Source organism: Emticicia sp. BO119 (assembly GCF_013912375.1).
GTDB lineage: Bacteria > Bacteroidota > Bacteroidia > Cytophagales > Spirosomataceae > Emticicia.
In genome coordinates, this window is sequence record NZ_JACETV010000006.1 from 369,049 (window position 1) to 389,480 (window position 20,432).

The window sequence follows — 20,432 nt, forward strand, 5'->3', positions numbered from 1 at the left end:
CTTCTTATCTTTCCTCTCTCGACTTATTCAACCACATACCATTTATGCCGCGAAATTTCTATTCCTCTGCCATTACTTTTACTGCTATCTATGCTGTTCTTATTTTGTTTAAGAGCATCGTCTATCTGTTGATTGGTGTGCAAGCCAGTAATCTGCCATCAATCAGTGGTTGGTTTACTTTTGAGTTTCTGGTATGGTTGGTATGGGCAATTATTTTGTTGAAATACTTTCATTTCTATCGATATTCATTTGTTTTCTGGGCACTAATTCTGTCTATTGCTGCCTCTACCTTGCATTTTTTCTCCTTTCTGAGACTCATGCAGACGAAGGAGATACTCAATTATCATATTCTGTTTATTATCATTTCTCTTGTGGCAGGCATCTTGTACGCTATTGGTCTGCTCAGTTCCGATACAAGTAAAAAGCCATGGTTGAGGACAGCTGGAATTGTGTTATTGATTGTAGGAATCATTATGACTTCAGCTATTATTCTGACCATAAACTCTACCAGTTTTATGCAAAGTGGCATGCTGATGCATATAGAACAATGGATCGGATTAGCAGGAACATTAGTGCCTATTGCCTTTATTTTTCATTTTCTGGAAGAAAAGAAAACAGGTACAGACAAACCTGCGGCTAATGTGGAATTGTGGATAAACACTATCAATTTTTCTATATTTATTATAGTTATGGGAGGATTGTACTTCTGTTCCAATTTATTGATGGATAGTCTGTATATTGATAAAAATGCCAGACGAGAAGATGCCCATCTGAAAAAACTCGCTGAACCCTTTGAAGCAGGCATCTATATCAATACCCACAACGATACCCTCCGATATCGCTTATTGAAACCCCTTAATTATGATTCAACCAGGCGTTATCCATTAGTAGTCTGTTTGCATGGCAGTTCTGGCAGTGGGGTAGATAATCTGAAACAGATTGGCTCATCATTGCCCGTACCTTTACTTTCCAAACCTGAAAACAGAGCTAAATATCCTGCTTTTCTTTTGGTGCCCCAATGTCCTGTAGGTACTACCTGGGGAGGTATCCCTAATTTTCTGACTGTCGATTCCCTGGTTTTCGAAGTAATTGCCAAATTACAACAAAAACTTCCATTTGACACCAATCGGTATTATGTAGCTGGTAATTCTTTAGGGGGTTATGGTGTCTGGCATTTTATTTCTACTCACCCTACCTTATTTGCGGCTGCCATTCCGATTTCAGGGGCAGGAGATGCTTCCCTGGCTAAAAACATTATCAATATACCTGTATGGGCTTTTCATGGGGCTAAAGACATCAATGTTCCGGTAATTGGCTCACGGGTAATGATTGAAGCCATGAAAAAAGCAGGAGGGCAACCAAAATACACTGAATATCCTGACAAAGCCCATAATATATGGACTGAGGTAAGTGATACGCCCGGGTTGTTGGATTGGTTGTTTGCGCAGAAACGTGATGAACTAAAGCAAAACAATTGAAACCATCCGAAACAAAAATCCGAAAGTCAAGAACCTTCGGATTTCGAAATAAAAACATCTATAAACAGTATTTCTACTGATTAAAACCTACCTGTATAGGGTTTTACGTTGCAAATATAAAACACAATTACTTTAATTGCAACAATGTTGCATAAATTAATTAAATACAATTCTGCTACCATCTTTTCATGTTTTTAAGTCGCTAAAAAGCCTTATTTGGTCGTAACGAGGCGGTCGTCATTTAATTTTTTCTTATGTTTAAGTAAGAATTTTTAAAATAAACTAAACTTATACCCTCTCCAAGTACCTGCTATTCACCCATATTGGGTGAATTTTACGGTAAAAATTGCGAAGTATCGAGTTTTTTTTCATTTTTACGAATAGTATTTCATCTTTCAAACTTCAATTACTCACCCAATTATGAAAAGACGGGATTTTATCCAATTGTCGGGTATGGGTCTGGGGGCTATGATGGGTTCAACCATACCTGTTTTAGGTAACATAGTTCCGGTTGAACACCTGCTCGAGCCCGGGGCTGACGCCGCTACGAAAAAGAAAATGGCCGATGTGGCACTCAACGCCGCTAAAGCCAAAGGAGCTACTTACACCGATGTACGTATCGGACGTTATCTTCAACAGTTCCTCTTCACCCGTGAAAACAGAGTTCAGAACATCGTAAACGCTGAGTCGTATGGTGTGGGTATCAGAGTGATTGCCAATGGTACGTGGGGATTTGCCGCCACCAGCGATGTGAGCAATGCAGGTATCGCCAAAGCAGCAGAAACTGCCGTTGCCATTGCTAAAGCCAATGCAAAAATCCAGACAGAGCCTGTGATATTGGCTCCTCAAAAAGGTGTAGGCGAAGTTGCCTGGAAAACGCCAATCAAAAAGAATGCTTTTGAGATTCCGGTACAGGAGAAAATCGACTTATTGATGAAAGTAAACAGTGAAGCCATGAAAAATGGCGCAGGCTTTGTTACTTCCAATCTGTTTTTTGTAAACGAGCAAAAGTATTTCGCATCTTCTGATGGCTCATATATTGACCAGGATGTACACCGTATCTGGCCTACATTCACGGTAACAGCCGTTGACCGACAAGCAGGAAAATTCAAAACCCGTGATGCTATCAGCTCGCCAATGGGTATGGGTTATGAGTATTTAGATGGATTAGCAAGCGAGAAAATACCCGGACCAAATGGTCTGGTAGGGTATCGTAACTCTTATGATATGGTAGAAGATGCTATTAATGCTGCCAAGCAAGCCAAAGAAAAAATGACAGCTAAGTCGGTTCTTCCGGGGAAATATGATTTAGTGCTTGACCCTAACCATTTAGGATTAACTATCCACGAGTCAGTAGGTCACCCGACTGAATTAGACCGTGTATTGGGATATGAAGCCAATTATGCCGGAACCAGCTTTGCAACATTAGATAAATGGAAAACCAAGAGCTTTAATTATGGTAGCAAACAAGTAAACATTGTTGCCGATAAAACTCAGCCTTATACCTTAGGAACTGTTGGATACGACGACGAAGGCGTGCCTTGCAAAGAGTGGGATTTGATTAAAGACGGTATTCTGGTTAACTATCAGGCTATCAGAGACCAGGTGAATATTCTGGGTGAAAAAGAATCGCATGGCTGTTGCTATGCTGATAACTGGAACTCGGTGCAATTCCAACGTATGCCGAATGTATCGCTTCGTCCGGGTGCAGAAAAACTGAACGTGATGGATATGATTAAGGGTGTAGAGAAAGGTATCTATATCATCGGTCGTGGTTCGTATTCAATTGATCAGCAACGCTATAATTTCCAGTTTGGCGGACAGCTATTTTATGAAATCAAAAATGGCGAGATAGCTGGAATGCTTGATGATGTAGCTTATCAGTCAAATACGCAGGAGTTCTGGAACTCATGTGCACAGATTTGTGACAAAGATGATTACCGTACTTTCGGTTCATTCTTCGATGGAAAAGGTCAGCCATCGCAGGTAAGCGCGGTGTCGCATGGTAGTTCTACTACTCGTTTTAATGGTGTTAACGTCATTAATACAGGCAGAAAACTTGGTTAATCTAAACACTCTCAAAAAGAACATTCACAATGGCAATATTAACAAAAGAAGAAGCTAAAAAGATAATTGACAAGGTTTTAGCCTACTCAAAAGCAGACGAAATGAGTGTAGGTCTGACAGGCCGTCGCACAGGAAATATTCGTTATGCCCGTAATACTGTTTCTACCAGTGGCGAATCAACTGATTTATCATTGGCGGTTACGGCCGTTTACGGCAAACGCTCAGGTACATCAACTATCAACGAGTTTGATGATGCCTCTTTAGAAAAAACAGTTCGCAGGGCAGAAGAAATCGCCAGGCTTGCTCCTGAAAATCCTGAGTATATGCCGATGTTAGGCCCACAAACCTATTTAGAATCGAATACATTCTCGCAAAGCACGGCAGATATTAACCCGGATTACAGAGCGAAAGCAGCTTTTGACAGTATTGATCCTTGCTCTAAAAAGAATCTTGTGGCCGCAGGTTATTTAGAAGATACGACAGGTTTCTTTGCTATTGGTAATAGCAAGGGTTTATTCGGTTATAATAAATCAACTTCGGTTGATTTCTCTATTACAGTTCGTACGGCTGATGGTCTGGGTTCAGGCTATGCAATCAAAGATTATAATGATGTATCGAAACTGAATACCAAATCTGCGACTGAAGTTGCCATGCAAAAAGCGATGGCTTCGGTAAACGCTCAGGCCTTAGAGCCAGGAAAATATACCGTTATTTTAGAGCCTGCGGCATCTGTTGATTTGTTGCAAAATATGATGCGCAGCATAGATGCCCGTAATGCCGATGAAGGCAGAAGCTTTATGAGTAAAAAAGGTGGTGGTACCCGGTTAGGTGAGAAACTATTCGATGAAAGGGTAAATATCTATTCTGACCCAACAAATCAGGAAGTGCCTAATTCAGGATTCTCAGGCGATGGTCGTCCACAGGAAAAAATTAACTGGATTGAGAATGGTGTGGTTAAAAACCTATACTACTCAAGATTCTGGGCAGATAAAAAAGGAGTAAAGGCGGTTCCACCACCCAATGGCTTCCTGATGCAGGGTGGTACACAATCTTTAGCCGATTTGATAAAAGGCACCGAAAAAGGTATTCTTGTAACGCGTTTCTGGTATATACGTGCCGTTGACCCTCAGACCTTACTCTATACAGGTCTTACACGTGACGGAACTTTCTATATAGAGAAAGGACAAATCAAATTTCCTGTAAAAAACTTCCGTTTCAATGAAAGCCCGGTAATCATGTTGAACAATCTTGAAGCATTAGGTGCTCCGGTTCGTGTAAGTGGCAATATGGTTCCTCCAATGAAAATCAGAGACTTTACCTTCTCATCGCTTTCTGATGCGGTGTAAATAAACAATACCCCTCCCTAACCCTCCCCAACAGTGGGGAGGGGACGAAGAAGTCCCTTTCCCCACTGTTGGGGAAAGGGATTTAGGGATAGGGGTTTTAGGGTTTTTAACATCATTTAACAGGCCTTTTAGCACATTATCGGGCCATTTATCAAAATCCCCCGTACTGGGTTAGTATTAAGTCCATTTTAATTCTTACTTTTATAATTGTACTAATTTATTAATCTTTCACTCACTAAAAACTGAAAAAGCTTTGAAAAGAAGAGACTTTATCCAATTATCTGGTATGGGATTTGGCGCAATGATGTTGCCCAATATTCCGATTATAGGCAATTCGGTTTCACAAGAAGCCTTATTGGACGGAGGCATTGATGTAGCACTCAAAAAGCGTTTGGCTGATGCTGCCTTAAATGCTGCTAAAGCCAAAGGAGCAACCTATACGGACATTCGTATCGGCCGATACCTCAATCAGTTTGTCGTAACACGTGAAGACAAAGTGCAGAATATCGTCAATACTGAATCTTATGGGGTAGGCGTGCGTGTAATTGCCAACGGTTGCTGGGGATTTGCCGCTGTGGTAGATGCCAAAACAGAAGCCGATACAGCCAAGGCTGCTGAAGAAGCGGTTGCTATTGCAAAAGCCAATTCCAAATTGTTGAAAGAGCCTGTACAATTAGCTCCACAAAAAGGTTTTGGAGAAGTAAGCTGGAAAGCTCCGATTAAAAAGAATGCCTTTGAAGTACCTATCAAAGAAAAAGTAGATTTATTATTAAGTGTTAACGATGCTGCACTGAAAAATGGTGCTAACTATGTTAACTCGGTATTATTTATGGTGAACGAGCAAAAATATTTTGCTTCAACCGATGGCTCATATATCGACCAGGATATTCACCGTATCTGGCCTATTGCTGCTGTAACAGCTATTGACCCCAAAACAGGTAAATTTGAAACCCGACAGGCGTTGAGTGCGCCGGTTGGTATGGGGTATGAATACCTGCAGGTGAATCCATCCGATAAAGTAACTGGTATTACTACCCGTTATAACAAAGGTTATGATATGCTGGAAGACGTAACAGCAGCAGCTCAACAAGCCAAAGCAAAACTGACAGCCAAATCAGTAGAAGCAGGTAAATATGATTTAATATTAGACCCATCTCACTTATGGTTAACAATCCATGAGTCGGTAGGTCACCCATTAGAACTTGACCGTGTATTGGGTTATGAAGCCAACTTTGCAGGTACCTCATTCGCTACATTAGATAAATGGCAAAGCAAAAACTTCAACTATGGTAGCAAACAAGTAAATCTATTTGCTGATAAAACACAGGTAGGTTCATTAGGTGCTGTAGGTTGGGACGACGAAGGTGTGCAAACCAAACGCTGGGACTTAGTGAAAGACGGAACGCTGGTAAATTATCAGGCTATCAGAGATCAGGCACATATTATTGGCGAAAAAGAATCACACGGATGTTGCTATGCAGATAGCTGGTCGTCGGTTCAATTCCAACGTATGGCCAATGTATCGTTAGCACCGGGTAAAACCCCGCTTTCGGTTGAAGAAATGATTAAAGATGTGAAGAAAGGAATATACATTATCGGCGATGGTTCTTTCTCAATTGACCAGCAACGCTATAACTTCCAGTTTGGCGGACAATTGTTTTATGAAATCAAAGATGGTAAGATTGAAGGAATGTTAAAAGATGTGGCGTATCAATCGAACACGCAGGAATTCTGGAATTCTTGTACGCAGATATGCGACGAAAGAGACTATCGTTTAGGCGGTTCGTTCTTTGATGGGAAGGGGCAACCTTCTCAATCAAGTGCGGTATCTCATGGTAGTTCAACGACTCGTTTTAATGGTGTTAATGTCATTAATACGGCTCGTAAAATCTAATACTTTTATCGGAGAAAGGAAAACGGAGAATGGAGAAAGTAGAAAATATTAATTTGATTTGATAACAAATACTTCTCCTTTTGACCCGCGCGGTGTTCGCTTATTGCTTTAACCTTTTTCCTTGTTCCATTAACCTTTAATCTTAAAATCAATGGCTGTTATACTAACCGAAGCAGAAGCTAAAGCCTTGTTACAAAAGGTTTTAAAATATTCCAAAGCAGATGAATGTGAAGTGAATCTGCTGGGTGAAACACGTGGTAATATAAGATATGCTCGTAACGAGGTATCTACCAGTGGTGCACTCACTAATGTAAATTTACAGGTGCAATCGGCCTACGGCAAAAAAGTAGGTGTTGCTACTATTGACGAATTAGACGACGCGTCTATTGAAAAAGTAGTACGTCGTTCGGAAGAATTAGCACAATTAGCTCCTGAAAATCCAGAATATGTAGGGGTTCTGGAGCCGCAACAATATGTAAAATCGAGTGGTTATTTTGACTCTACTGCCAATATCACTCCTGCCACCCGTGCAGATGCCGTAGAGAAAAGTCTTAAACTATCAAGAGATCAGAATCTGGTTGCAGCAGGATTTTTAGAAGACCGCAAAGGCTATAATGCTATGATGAACTCTAAAGGTTTATTTGCCTACTACCTCGATTCGAATGTTAATTTCTCACTGACTGTCCGCACCCCGGATGGCACAGGTTCGGGATATGTTGCCAAGGGTTATAGTGATGTTAACAAATTAGATACAGCCGCAGCTACCAGAATTGCCATTCAGAAATCGGTTGGTTCTGTAGGAGCAAAGGCTTTAGAGCCAGGCAAATATACGGTTATCTTAGAGCCAACTGCCGGAGTAGTACTTTTAGAAAACCTTTACTTTGATATGGATGCCCGTAGTGCAGACGAAGGACGTTCATCAATGAGTAAACCGGGTGGCAAGACCAAATTAGGTGAAAAAATAGTAGATGAGCGAGTAACTTTCTACTCAGATCCTCAGCATCCTGATTTGCCTGCTGCAGCATGGTCAGGCGATGGTCAGGCTCAGAAGAAATTATTCTGGGTTGAAAAAGGTGTTGTAAAAAACCTTGCTTACTCAAGATTCTGGGCGAAAGAAAAAGGGGTTAAACCTGTACCTTTTCCGAATAATATGATTATGGAAGGGGGTACAGCTACACTTGAAGATATGATTAAAAGTACCAAAAGAGGTATTTTAGTAACCAAATTATGGTATATCCGCTCAGTTGACCCACAAACATTATTGCAAACGGGACTAACACGTGACGGAACTTTCTATATTGAAGATGGTAAAATCAAACACCCAATCAAGAATTTCCGTTTTAATGAAAGTCCGATTATCATGCTTAATAACCTTGAAACATTGGGTAAACCAGAGCGTGTAGTAAGTACAGAATCGAATCAGAATTATATAGTACCGCCAATGAAAATCAGAGAATTTACCTTCTCTTCACTTTCGGATGCGGTTTAAGTAAGGAAAAGGCGAATGGAACAAGAAAAAAGAAAAATGATGAAAAGTTTTTGATTTTTTTCGTTTCTCTATGTTCCATTTGCCTTTCTCCAAACCAAAATCACCAAAGAAAAGAATTGATAATCAGCACTTCATCAAATTTGAAACCATTCGTTTTCACTCGGATTCAATATACTTCGGGGGATTGGGATACTGATCAACGTATGCCCGTCAATATCCTGAATTCGCTGGTGGAATATACTACCATACCTATCGACGAAAAAGAAAAGGTGGTATTGTTGAATAGTAACGAAATATTTAAAAGCCCTTTTTGTTACCTGAGTGGTCATAAATTAGTAGAATTTTCAAGTCAGGAAAGAGACCATTTCAGGAGGTATGTCGAAAACGGAGGCTTTGTCTTTGTTGATGATTGCAATCATGACGTTGACGGGCTCTTTGCCAAATCTTTCGAGCAGGAAATGAGTCGTACTTTTGGTCCAAAAGCACTCCAGAAAATACCCAATACTCACCCTATTTATCACTCTTTCTTTCATTTTGATGGGCCTCCTACCACCAGTTTCGAGCTGAACGGCTGGGGTGATGACCTTGTGCACGATTATCTGAAAGCCATACAGATTAACGGAAGAATCGGAGTATTATACAGCAATAAAGATTATGGTTGCGAATGGGACTATGATTTCAGAAATAAACGGTGGTTAGCCGAAGACAATACCAAATTTGGTGTAAACATCATTAATTACGCATTAACAGTTTAAACATTGGAAACACAAGCATTAACCCATTATAAATCACTGGTAGCTAAATTACCACACTTAAAAAAAGAAATCGGTAAGGTCATTGTTGGTCAGCAAGAGGCTATCAATGAAATATTAATCAGTCTGTTGGCAGGTGGGCATTGTTTGCTGGAAGGTGTACCCGGACTGGCCAAAACATTGATGGTAAAAACCATGGCAGAAGCACTCGACATGAAATTCAAACGTGTTCAGTTTACACCCGATTTAATGCCAGGCGATATTATCGGTACCGAGATTCTGGAAGAAGACCATGAAACAGGCAAGAAGTTTTTCAAGTTTAACCAGGGCCCCATCTTTGCCAATATTGTTCTTGCTGACGAGATTAACCGTACACCTCCTAAAACGCAAGCAGCCTTATTAGAAGCCATGCAGGAATATAAAGTTACCTATGCCGGTACAAACTATGCCCTGCCCCTACCCTTTTTAATTATTGCTACGCAAAACCCTATTGAACAGGCAGGTACTTATCCATTACCAGAAGCGCAATTAGACCGTTTTCTATTGTATATCAAGCTTAACTATCCATCAGAACAGGAAGAATTGGATGTATTGAAAAACACTACTGGTATTGGTAAACAAACCTTGCAAACAGTATTGACAGATAATGAAATTATTGACTTACAAAAACTTACGAGACAGGTACATATCAGTGATGAATTAATTGTAAGAGTGAACCAATTAGTTAGAAATACACGTCCTGCCAATAGTACTTCTACTTTTGTGAAACAATGGTGTGATTGGGGAGCTGGGCCTCGTGCAGGGCAGGCATTGATTCTATGTTCAAAAGCCAGAGCCGTATTGAACGAACGTTTTTCGGTGATACCGGAAGATATTGAAACTTTAGCTTATCCGGTATTACGACATAGAATCGCATTGAATTTCCGTGCGGAGGCTGAGAATATTACTGCGGATGATGTGATTGGGGAATTGTTGAAAAAATAATCTGATGCTCACTACCGAACTCATTAAATTAAATAATCTGCAACTGGCTGGCCGATTGGTTAGTGAAGAAGTTATGTTGGGCATCCATGGTAGCAAACGTTCGGGTATCGGAACAGAATTTGAGCAGTACAGACATTATGAACCAGGTGATGACCCCAAAAGAATTGACTGGAAACTCTATGCCCGTACACAAAAACACCTGGTCAGGGAATCATCTACCGAAAGTAACCTGCATATCCGTTTTGTATTAGATTTATCAGGCTCTATGAATTATCAGGAGAAATCAGTGAGTCGGCTACACTACTGCAAGCTTTTACTGGCATCTCTGGCATATTTAGGTTATCGCCAAAGCGACCAGATGAGTTTATATGCCTTGCAAAACGGCAACTTGCAGACATTAGTGCCGGCGGGTAAGCAATCATTCCAACGTATTTTGTATTCATTAGAGAAAGCCGAAGCAAGCGGACCTTGGAAAAACAGTAATCCTAAGTTTCCTGAATTTCAGCAGAAGCAAAAAGAAGTAATCGTATTTGCTTCTGATTTTTTACAGGCAAGTGATGAATGGTTAAAATTGATTCAGAATATAGCTAATCCAAGACGAGATATTGTAATTTTTCAGGTATTAGGCGAAGAAGAGGTAAATTTTGATTTAAAGGGTTTTTATCGTTTCAGAGATTTGGAAACGCAACAGGAAATAGAATTACAGGCAGAAGCTATTAAAGAAGAATTTAAAACAGCTTCATTGGCCTATCTGAAAAATTTAGAAGAAGCACTGCGAATACCAAACGTAAATTTAATCAGAATAACACTTAATGAGCCCATTGCGAGGGTCATTACAGAATCATTAAAGAAACGGAAATTATAAGTATGGAATTGTTAAATCCTTTAATGCTATGGGGAGGTCTGGCTATTGCCATACCAATAATACTCCATTTCTGGCATCAAAAGAAAGGAAAAGTAATAGACTGGGCAGCTACCCAATGGCTAATCGAAAAAAACCTTCAGCAGTCAAGGGGGGTTCGTTTAGACAATATTCTATTGCTATTACTCCGTTGCCTACTTATCCTGCTACTATGCTTCTTTTTGAGCAAACCGCTTATCAATTGGTCAAATAATCAAAGTGCAACTAAAAAAATCCATTTGATACAACCCAATAATCTGATTGTCAATAATTTCAAATTTGAATTAGAAGAAGCACAGAAAAAAGGAGAAAAGCTCTATTGGATTCAAGCTAAACCAATACCCATTGAGGACTTGAGTCAGCTACCAGTAGCAAAAGATTTTAACCCGATTATATTACAATCCTGCCTGAACCAAATGGCGGTTTTAGCGGATAAAGAGCATTTAGAAATATACTTTATCAATCAACAAGGATTAGCACGGGGAAGTAATATTTTTATACCTAACGAGTTCAATCTACACACAGTTAATGGTTCTTTGAGTAAAACTCCGAAACCTTTTTTAGCTTTTGCCAATAACCAAAAACTATTTGTCAATGCTGCAAATCAGTTAGTAGGGAACAATGAATTAGACAGAAATGGCAGATACGTATCTAATGCTATTCACAATAATACCATTAACGTATTATTACTTAATACAGATAAAACTGAAAGACAAACTATTGCAGCCTCATTAAAGGCATTGGCAGAAGTGTATCAGATAGAAATAAACATTGATCCTGAACTTTCATCAACAAAAAAATATGATTGGGTATTTAGCAATAAAGTCCCATCAAAATCAGAAGTCTTTTCGCCATCAACTTTGTTTATTTTGTCCAACTCCTTTCAGGTACCAAATAGTCAACTGGATTATCAGAAAAATATTATAAATATCCCTTTTAGCTTAAGTCCGCAAACATCTGAGCTTGTTTTTAATGGAGAGCTGCCTGAATGGTTGGGAGAAATACTCGTACAGCATTATCAATTAAATCCTGTTTCATACTCTTTAAGTCAACAGCAGTTGAATAGTTTGTTCAGATACGCAGGGCATGGGCATATACAGGAAGAAAGTGAGTTTTCAAAGATAATACTTTTAACATTTATCATTATTTTAGGTATCGAACGTTATATCGCTATTCGCAAAAACGCATGAATCAGGTAAAACATATTATATCAGGTGTACGCTACCAGTTATATGCCACTGCTTTAGTGACGAGTGCCTTGATAGCTATTTCCTTATTTTTATTGCTTTCAGCATTTAGTCAATCTATGACTCTGTCATTGACAGGTGGGCTTATTGGGTTTGCAGTCAGTGCTTATTTTACCGGACTTTTTCAGGATAAACAAAATGATGCCGTACAATTTATCCATCAAAACATTGACGATGCTGAATATAGCCTTCAACTATTAACTGTTTCTCAACCAAATATTGCCGAGCAATTGCAGTTAGAGAGGTTAGCCGACAAACTTAATAATCAGAAGATTCCTAAGGCAATCAGTCCAAAAATATGGATACCAGCAGTAGCACTTCTAGTATCCATCGGTGTTTATTTGGGTTATCCACTTTTAAAAGCGAAACCATCAGAAAAAATACCCGGCAATCGAACACAAATCAATCAACCAGCAGAAAAAACAATTACAACTCCTGTCTTTAACAAGGCTTTATTAACTATTACCCCTCCTGCCTATACTAAACTTCCAATCAGAGCAACTAATGACTTGAATGCTTCTGCCATAGGTGGTTCTATTTTAAAATGGCAATTGGAGTTTAGTCATTCACAGGACTTAGTCGTTAAACTTAGTAATAACCGAGGTGAAGAATTAGCATTTAAGAAGTTGGGCGAAGTGTTTGAGCATTCGGATATATTGCAAGGTTCGGGTCTGTATGCCTTCAAAGCCTATTGGAAAGACTCGCTTATTTATCAGTCAGATTATTACCGGTTAGAAGCTACACCTGATTTAGCCCCAAAAATAGACCCTGGGTCTAAGGAACTATATAAATACCATTTTCTGAAAGACCCGAAAACAGTACAGGTCTCTGCAAAAATATCTGATGATTTTTTGGTGACACAGGCTTTTATTGTAGCTACAGTTGCCCGAGGTTCGGGTGAAAATGTGAAGTTCAGAGAAGTAAAACTCCCGATTAACCAAGCTAATTTTAAAGAAGCCAATGTAAGCAAAAGTATTGATTTAAAAGCATTGAATTTTGCTCCAGGTGATGAATTATACTATTACTGGGCGGCTTTTGATAATAAACGACCGGAACCCAATTATACCAAATCGGATACTTATTTTATTGTTTATAAAGATACTTCTAAAACCGAAGAGGCCGAAATGGCAACCATGGCTATGAACATTCTACCTGAATATTTCAGAAGCCAGAGGCAGATTATTATAGATACTGAAAAGCTGATTGCTAAAAGAAATAAGATTAACCAGAAAGATTTTAATAGTACTTCAAACGAAATAGGTTTCGACCAGAAGGCATTGCGCCTGCGCTATGGACAATACTTAGGTGAAGAGTTTGAAAACTCTATTGGTGGTGGGAGTGCCTTACCGACTGATGCAAGTACCGAAACAGCAGAATTATTGAAAGGTTTTACACACGCACACGATGAGGGTGAACACGACCATGAAGATGGCGAAAAACCGCATAACGATGGCCATGACCATGGAACACATAATAATGCAGAAAATGATGATCCGGTAGCTGCAATTCTGAAAGATTATGTTCATAATCATGATGATGCAGAAACCAATACATTTTATGAACAATCGACACGTAGTTTATTAAAAATGGCCTTAGAGCAAATGTGGCAGTCAGAACTACACCTCAGATTATATGAGCCAGAGAAAGCGCTGCCTTTTGAGAAAAAAGCTCTGGAGTTTTTGAAATCGGCTCAACAAAAGGCACGAACCTTTGTGAAGAAAACCAGCTTCGACCCTCCTCCTATTAAAGAAAAAGAAAAACGCCTGACAGGTGAATTGACAAAGTTCAATGAAGCTTTCAGCTACGAAAAGAGTTTTTCTCAGCAACAAATAGAAAGGTTAGTGGCAGAAGTATTAGGTATAATTGATACCAAAGCAGAAACTAATAAACTTAATGGACAACAAAAGCAGAAGATTCTGGTATTAGGTAATTACCTTAGTACAAAAGTGATGAATAGCCAATTGTCTAACTGGTCGGTTCTGAATCAGCTACAAAAACTAATTAATGACAAAGATTTAACGGCCGCCGAAAAGGCAGATTTAAAAGCTAAACTTTATCAGTTGACTGCCATTAGCCAATCAAAGGGAATTTTGAATAAATCTTATATAGGAGAGAAAAAATTAGAAAAGGCATTCTGGAAAAATATCCAATAATCCACTTTTAAGAAACAGCTAAACCTGAACAATGACATTTTTGATACTTATATTGGTATTTTTTCAATCAAACTGGATACTCTATGCCTGTATAAGCATTGTATTGCTTATACAGTTATGGCTGCTTATTCAAGCCAAATCGTTGCCTAAAAAACGTTTATATATACGCCTGGGTTTAAATATAATTGTGTGGCTATTGATTTTCTTTTTCATTTTTCAACCTGAATGGAAGTACACTACTGATACCAATAAAATTCTATTGACTGCGACAAATATACCTGCCACTTATACACAAAAAATTAAAGATAGCCTACATATCAGTGAAAGTTTCAATAGCCGGGATTTCAATAAAGCAACTGCTAAAAACCCTCATCTGATTAAGCAATCAGGCAATATTTATCTATTAGGCCAAGATTTCAGCTCACAAACGCTTAGCCAGCTAAGTCAGAAAAAATTGAACTGGTTGCCTTACTATAGTAGTAATCAACTACAAGACTTGCAATGGAAAGGAATTGTCAGAAAAGGGGATATACAGGAGGTAAATGGAAAGATAGCAGTAGATGAAACTAAAACATTAAGTATCAGATACGGAATTCAGGTTCTGGATAGTCTGACATTGCAAAAGGGCTTTAATTCTTTTCATTTTAGTTTTCCGGCCTTTACAATCGGACAGACAGAAGCCTTTTTAGCATTAGATAATGAGCCTTTGCAAGCAATTCATTTTTATAGCCATCAGCCGACGCCTTTTAGCATATTGTTTATTTTAGAAAACCCGGATTTTGAAAGTAAAAATCTATCAGAATGGTTAGGAAAAAATAATCATCGTGTTGAAATTGTCACTACTATTGCCAAAGATGCGCAAAGCAAGGTTTCTATTAATAAAACTTCCCAAACAAAAGGATTCAACCCTGATTTAATTATAACTGATCCAGGTAATACCACTCATCCCCTGGTTAAAAAGGCTTTAGCAGATGGTAAAAGTGTGCTATTTATTAATTGTGTTTCTCCTGAGCAAGACATAAAAAAAATTAATCAGGCATTAGGTACAAACTGGCGTATCAAGAAGATTTCTAATGAGCAATTTATTACTATCAATGAAAATCTGACGGCTTTACCTTACAATTTTGAAGACAAAATCAATCAGAAATCCATCAACAATTATCCTATTGCAGTTCAGAAAAAAGTTGGCAAGGTTGGTTTAAGCCTATTAAATGAAACTTTTCCCTTGAAATTGAGTGGTGATAGTCTGGGTTACAACAAAATCTGGTATAGTGTATTTCAGCAACTCAATCCGGCTTCTCAGAATAATATCAATATAGCGGCACCCATTTTTGTTGATACCCAAGCATCTGTTGTGTTAAATAATCTTTCAGTAACATCGGGCAACCTGAAATTAGCTAAGGATACTACTCAACTAACACAATCAGTGATTAATCCATTATCTTTCACAGCTAACTACGTTTTCAGAAAAAAAGGCTGGCAAAATTTTCAGGATTCACTATTTATTTTTGTAGAAGAAAAGAACAATTCTCTTCAGAATAGCAAACAAATTCAGGACACTATACTGTTACATCAAAACTTTGAGAGTGCTGATAGCATTTCATCAACCCAAACTTTAATAGCTACCCTACCTGATTGGATGTGGTACGGACTCATTATATTGGGTTTTGTTGCTCTCTGGTTAGAGCCTAAACTGAATTTTTAAAGATTTCCCCATTATTTATTATCAATTCTCAGAAGGTTTTTTAGCCGGACGAAAAAATCTTCGTTTTGATTTATTCTTATGGCCTGATGATTTCTTAAATTCTTTCTTTGTACTGGCAACTTTGTATTCGGGAGCCGGACCTAACCCTAAACTTTCAGTAATGCTCTGTTTCTCTACCTCTTTTTCTAAGAGTTTTTCTATACCTCGAATGCGATACTGGTCTTTTTCATTAATAAAGGTGATAGCCGTGCCTGTGGTTTCTGCCCGGGCTGTTCGACCGATGCGGTGAATATAATCTTCTGCATCGCGCGGCACGTCAAAATTAATGACATGACTAAGATTATTAATATCAATTCCTCGTGAAAGTACATCAGTAGCAACCAGAATTTTGTATTGCTTATTCTTAAAATCCCGCAATACGTTTTCACGTTCTTCTTGCGAATTATCGGAAGAAATTCCTCTGGCATCCCATTTGAGTTTTGTTAATGCCCTGATGATTTTATCTATCATCATTTTCTGAGAGGAAAATATAATGACAGACTGAACATCGGCACTCTTAAGCAAATGTGCAAGTAAAGGAATCTTCTGGGTATCATTAGCCAAATAAAACTGTTGGTCTATTCCTTCAGCCGGTTTTGAAGTGGCCAATCTTACTTCTTCGGGGTGATTCAGAATTTTATTGGCAAAATCTCTTATCTTTTTGGGCATTGTTGCCGAAAACATCAGGTTCTGACGTTTGGCAGGAAGATGTTTAATTATGAAAAGAATATCATCCGAAAAACCCATATCAAGCATTTTATCGGCTTCATCTAATACAAGGCACTTGATATGGTCAAATTTTATTTCTCCGGATTTCATGTGAGCCATCAGGCGACCAGGAGTAGCGATAATAATATCTGCACCATGCACAAGGGCTTTTCTTTGCTGATCCCAATCCTCTCCTTTACCACCACCATATATTGCAATACTTGTAGCATTAATAAAATAGCTGAATCCTTCAATCTGTTCATCAATCTGCTTGGCCAACTCACGAGTGGGCACAAGCACAAGTGCAGAGGTCTGATTACTTTGCGAACGTATTACCTGATCAAGTAACGGGATAAGATAAGCAGCCGTTTTGCCTGTACCTGTCTGGGCAGAAGCGATCAGGTCTTTTCCGGCAAGAATAATAGGGATGGTCAGCTCCTGTATGGGAGACATCTGAATGTAATTCATGGCATCTACACCCGATAGCAGGTCATGGTGCAGATTAAGTTCGTTAAATTGCAAGTATTAGTCAGGAATTTTAATTGGTAAAATGTAAATATAACATTAATAAATGAAAAATGTGTAGAAAAACGAAATATCAGAGATTCTACACACCCTTCATTTAGCCATTAATTTAACAGCTGATTAAACTTAAATTTTATTTAGTCTATGCCTGACCAACCAACTTTTTATTTGAACAAAAACTTAACTGGTGCTATTTCAGCTTTTATTGAATCGATTAATACCCCCGTTGGTTTATATCTGAAAACATACCCTGCTTGTTTGTATGATGGCGTAATAGCAGTATATAGTACATTTTCTTTTGCATCATATCCCAAAGCCGAAAAAGTGCGTTTGATTAAAGGTGTAGTTGTTGAAATAGTAGCATCAGCTATATTAAAGCTATATATTTCGCCGCCTGTACTCCAATGTGAATAATCAAAGTAAATAGTTGTTTTATTAGCATTTAAGACTAACATTCCCGGTACTTTTTCGGTAGTTTTTTCAGTGCTTATCGTGGTTTCTATTGCTTTAGTGGATGGATTAATTCGTAAAAATTCTTTATCGACCGAACACCAGATTTTATTATTGGCATCAACTATCAGGTTAGTAGTACCGCCTTTTAAAGTGATTTTAGTAGATACTTCATCCTTGTTTATGTCTATAACCGAAATTTCACTTTTGCCTGAATACGGGTTGTTACCAACAAAAGCCTCGTTGCCTACTACCACAATTCCTTCTGCTCCATTTTGCACGGTAATTTTCTTGATTACTTTATTTGTCAGAAGGTCAATTACCAGTACATATCCAGGTTTATACGAGTAATCGCTATTAAGCACATCCCAACAAACAACATAGGCTTTGTTGGCAGCTACTTTTATGGCATTTCGTGGATTCTCGACTTCTTTAATTGTAGCTTCTGATTTAAAAGTACGGGCGTTTACGATTTCAATGGCATCTTGCCCATCTGTAGAATTATCAACCAGAATAATTCCTTTATTATCTACTTCTGCATAATCTGTAATTCCCCCTGCAATAGTCCGTGCATTCTCTTTTTGAAATATGTCAATCATTGCAGTTTTTGAATCTCTTTGCACCAAAGAAATAGAGCCGTTATTATCAAAAAAATTTCCGGCATTAATTACAAATACGCCAGAGTCATAAGGTTGTGCAGGTTCTGTTTCTTTGGTTTCGCAAGAAAAAAGTGCGATTGAAACAAAACTGAGTAGTGTTAATTTTCTAAAATTCATTGTATTACTTGTTTATATTAAATACTAAGTTGATTGCGTAATTTCTGCCCGGCATGGCATTGCGTTTGGAATTCAGATATAGTTCGTCGAACACATTATTGACCTGAAAAAATACTCTTCCATCTATGTGTTTCCATTTCAAACCGTTTTCCAGAATCACGTTAAAAATCTGTTGTCCGTCAAACCATTTAGAATTGTCGAATGTATTGTATCGTCGGCTATTGGCTTGCCATTGGAGCGTAGCACGGAGTGGCATTCCGTGTTTTTTAAAGAACTCTCCTTTTCCAAGAGCTTGAGTCTGATAAAAAAGATTAGCCGTAAAATTGTGTTTTGGAATATAAATCAGTTGTTTACCAATCACATCGGCTGAAAAATTGTCATAAGCCTTTTGCTGAGAAGAATGCGTAAAAGCATATTGTACTGTTAATCCAGAAGAGATTTGGCCATGTTGGTATAAAACCTTGTTCGAAAACTCGATTCCTTTGGCTAAAACCTGTTGAAGGTTCTGTACCCGATAGTTAGTTTCGGGGTTCCAGTACACCCAATTATTAATCAGGTTATGATAGGCATTTAGCGAAGAACTGAAACTGAAATCATTTTTTGAATAATTCCAGTTAATACCCAGTTCTTTGTTAAAGCCGTCTTCTGGTCTGAGATTAGGGTCGCCTAATTCAGACCAGTAACGTTCGTTCATTGTGGGAATCCGGTAACTGCGGGAAAGGTTACCTGTGAGTTTAACAAATTTAGCGAGTTGGTATTCAGCCCCTAAAGCAGGTGCCATGGGTGGGTCAAAACTTTTAATGAAGGCTTGTCTGACATTAAGTGTAGTCAAAAATTTTGATGAAACCTGATAGCGCAACCAAACAAAAAAATCAAGCCTGTTTTCAGCAATATTGGCTTTATCATATCCATCTACATGCGCTATTACATGAGCGGCTTCAGTACCTATATGCACTACAAACTTAGAAATTTTCCATTCATGCTCGGCACGAATTAAGAAACGGTCGATTGCTGTGCGACTTGGTTTAATAAAATCTCCTTTACCATAATTGGTTATATCCTGCACATAGCCACCTCTGATTGTCAGTTTTTTAAACTGATAGGTATTCAGAACCCGGACAGCTTGGGTTTGTAATACCTCTCGCGTGTGAATTGATTGTGGTGAAATCTCGACGTTATTATCTGACAACCAGATATTCAGCGAAATCTGATTTTGTTTTTTAGTCAGAAAAAACAAATCCTGAATAAAGCCTTTTGAGTCTGTGGTAGAGTATTCGATTGGGTAGTACTTTCTTTCAGTATAAGGGAAATTATTATTGAGAATACCTTTATAAAAAAGGGTTTTAGAAGAAACACGTTTGTCTGATAAACGAACATTGAATTGGCTTTGCCAATTATCAAAACTGGCTACTCGTTGCCCCAGATTTACCTGTACATTTTTCTCCCAGACGGGTTTAGAATCCAAAAGGATACTTCCTCCTACGGCATCAGAGCCTACTACGCAAGACGAAGAACCATATTGAATAGCCAATAAATCAAAACCTGCGGCGGGTAGTGTAGAAAAATCACTTTGGCCGGTACTTGGTGAATTGATGTTTATACCATTCCAGAGTACTGCTGTGTGGTTACTTGAGGTACCGCGTAACCCGATTGTTGTCAATTGTCCACTCCCATAAGGGCGGAAATTGACAGGCGCCTGAAATGATAAAAAATCAGCCAGTGTCTGAAACTTTGCCTGTTGCAATGAAGCAGAGTCAATACTTTGAATTTTTAGACCTGCCATGAAGCGGGTTGGCGCAAAACTTTTGACCGAAACTTCGTCAAGCATTCTGGTTGAGTCAGTCTGGGCAAAGACATAAGCAGACGATAGTAAAAACCACGCCATGACCAAGGGAGAAACCTTAGACAAAAAGCATTT

Annotated in this window: 14 protein-coding genes; 11 read left to right on the top strand and 3 right to left on the bottom strand. The window is 38.6% G+C overall.

Annotated features, from left to right (window positions below; translation table 11 throughout):
- Positions 1-44 precede the first annotated feature (44 nt).
- The 11 genes from H1R81_RS20115 (at position 45) to H1R81_RS20165 (ending at position 16,016) form a co-directional block, all read left to right on the top strand.
- Positions 45-1,478 carry an alpha/beta hydrolase-fold protein gene (locus tag H1R81_RS20115; RefSeq protein WP_181842532.1) on the top strand — a complete coding sequence of 478 codons (1,434 nt, stop codon included), beginning with the start codon at positions 45-47 and terminating at the stop codon, positions 1,476-1,478.
- A 420-nt stretch (positions 1,479-1,898) separates the two neighbouring features.
- Positions 1,899-3,545, top strand: a complete 1,647-nt coding sequence (locus H1R81_RS20120) for a TldD/PmbA family protein (RefSeq protein ID WP_181842533.1) — start codon at positions 1,899-1,901, stop codon at positions 3,543-3,545.
- Between the two features lie 29 nt (positions 3,546-3,574).
- Entirely contained in the window at positions 3,575-4,891 is a 1,317-nt protein-coding gene (locus H1R81_RS20125; protein ID WP_181842534.1) for a TldD/PmbA family protein, read from the top strand.
- Positions 4,892-5,144: 253 nt separating this feature from the next.
- A complete protein-coding gene (locus tag H1R81_RS20130; RefSeq protein ID WP_181842535.1) occupies positions 5,145-6,785 on the top strand; it encodes a TldD/PmbA family protein in 1,641 nt (546 codons plus the stop codon).
- A 151-nt stretch (positions 6,786-6,936) separates the two neighbouring features.
- Entirely contained in the window at positions 6,937-8,274 is a 1,338-nt protein-coding gene (locus H1R81_RS20135; protein ID WP_181842536.1) for a TldD/PmbA family protein, read from the top strand.
- Between the two features lie 140 nt (positions 8,275-8,414).
- Positions 8,415-9,029: a DUF4159 domain-containing protein gene (locus tag H1R81_RS20140; protein WP_181842537.1), complete on the top strand. Its 615-nt coding sequence runs from the start codon at positions 8,415-8,417 to the stop codon at positions 9,027-9,029.
- 3 nt (positions 9,030-9,032) lie between these two features.
- Positions 9,033-10,010 (top strand): MoxR family ATPase, encoded by a 978-nt coding sequence (locus H1R81_RS20145; RefSeq protein WP_181842538.1) that lies wholly within the window; start codon positions 9,033-9,035, stop codon positions 10,008-10,010.
- A 4-nt stretch (positions 10,011-10,014) separates the two neighbouring features.
- Positions 10,015-10,875, top strand: a complete 861-nt coding sequence (locus tag H1R81_RS20150) for a DUF58 domain-containing protein (RefSeq protein WP_181842539.1) — start codon at positions 10,015-10,017, stop codon at positions 10,873-10,875.
- 2 nt (positions 10,876-10,877) lie between these two features.
- Positions 10,878-12,101 (top strand): BatA domain-containing protein, encoded by a 1,224-nt coding sequence (locus H1R81_RS20155; RefSeq protein ID WP_181842540.1) that lies wholly within the window; start codon positions 10,878-10,880, stop codon positions 12,099-12,101.
- Positions 12,098-14,311 (top strand): DUF4175 family protein, encoded by a 2,214-nt coding sequence (locus H1R81_RS20160; protein WP_181842541.1) that lies wholly within the window; start codon positions 12,098-12,100, stop codon positions 14,309-14,311. Before H1R81_RS20155 ends, H1R81_RS20160 begins: the two co-directional genes overlap by 4 nt.
- Before the next feature lie 31 nt (positions 14,312-14,342).
- Entirely contained in the window at positions 14,343-16,016 is a 1,674-nt protein-coding gene (locus tag H1R81_RS20165; RefSeq protein WP_181842542.1) for a hypothetical protein, read from the top strand.
- A 21-nt stretch (positions 16,017-16,037) separates the two neighbouring features.
- Here the strand turns inward: H1R81_RS20165 and H1R81_RS20170 are convergent, their stop codons facing one another.
- From H1R81_RS20170 to H1R81_RS20180, 3 genes are all read right to left on the bottom strand, one after another.
- Positions 16,038-17,285 carry a DEAD/DEAH box helicase gene (locus H1R81_RS20170; protein WP_229251179.1) on the bottom strand — a complete coding sequence of 416 codons (1,248 nt, stop codon included), beginning with the start codon at positions 17,283-17,285 and terminating at the stop codon, positions 16,038-16,040.
- Between the two features lie 167 nt (positions 17,286-17,452).
- The gene (locus H1R81_RS20175; protein ID WP_181842543.1) at positions 17,453-18,514 is read right to left on the bottom strand and encodes a YncE family protein; all 1,062 of its coding nucleotides are present in this window, start codon (positions 18,512-18,514) and stop codon (positions 17,453-17,455) included.
- Between the two features lie 4 nt (positions 18,515-18,518).
- A complete protein-coding gene (locus H1R81_RS20180) occupies positions 18,519-20,399 on the bottom strand; it encodes a TonB-dependent siderophore receptor (protein WP_181842544.1) in 1,881 nt (626 codons plus the stop codon).
- Between the last annotated feature and the right edge of the window lie 33 nt (positions 20,400-20,432).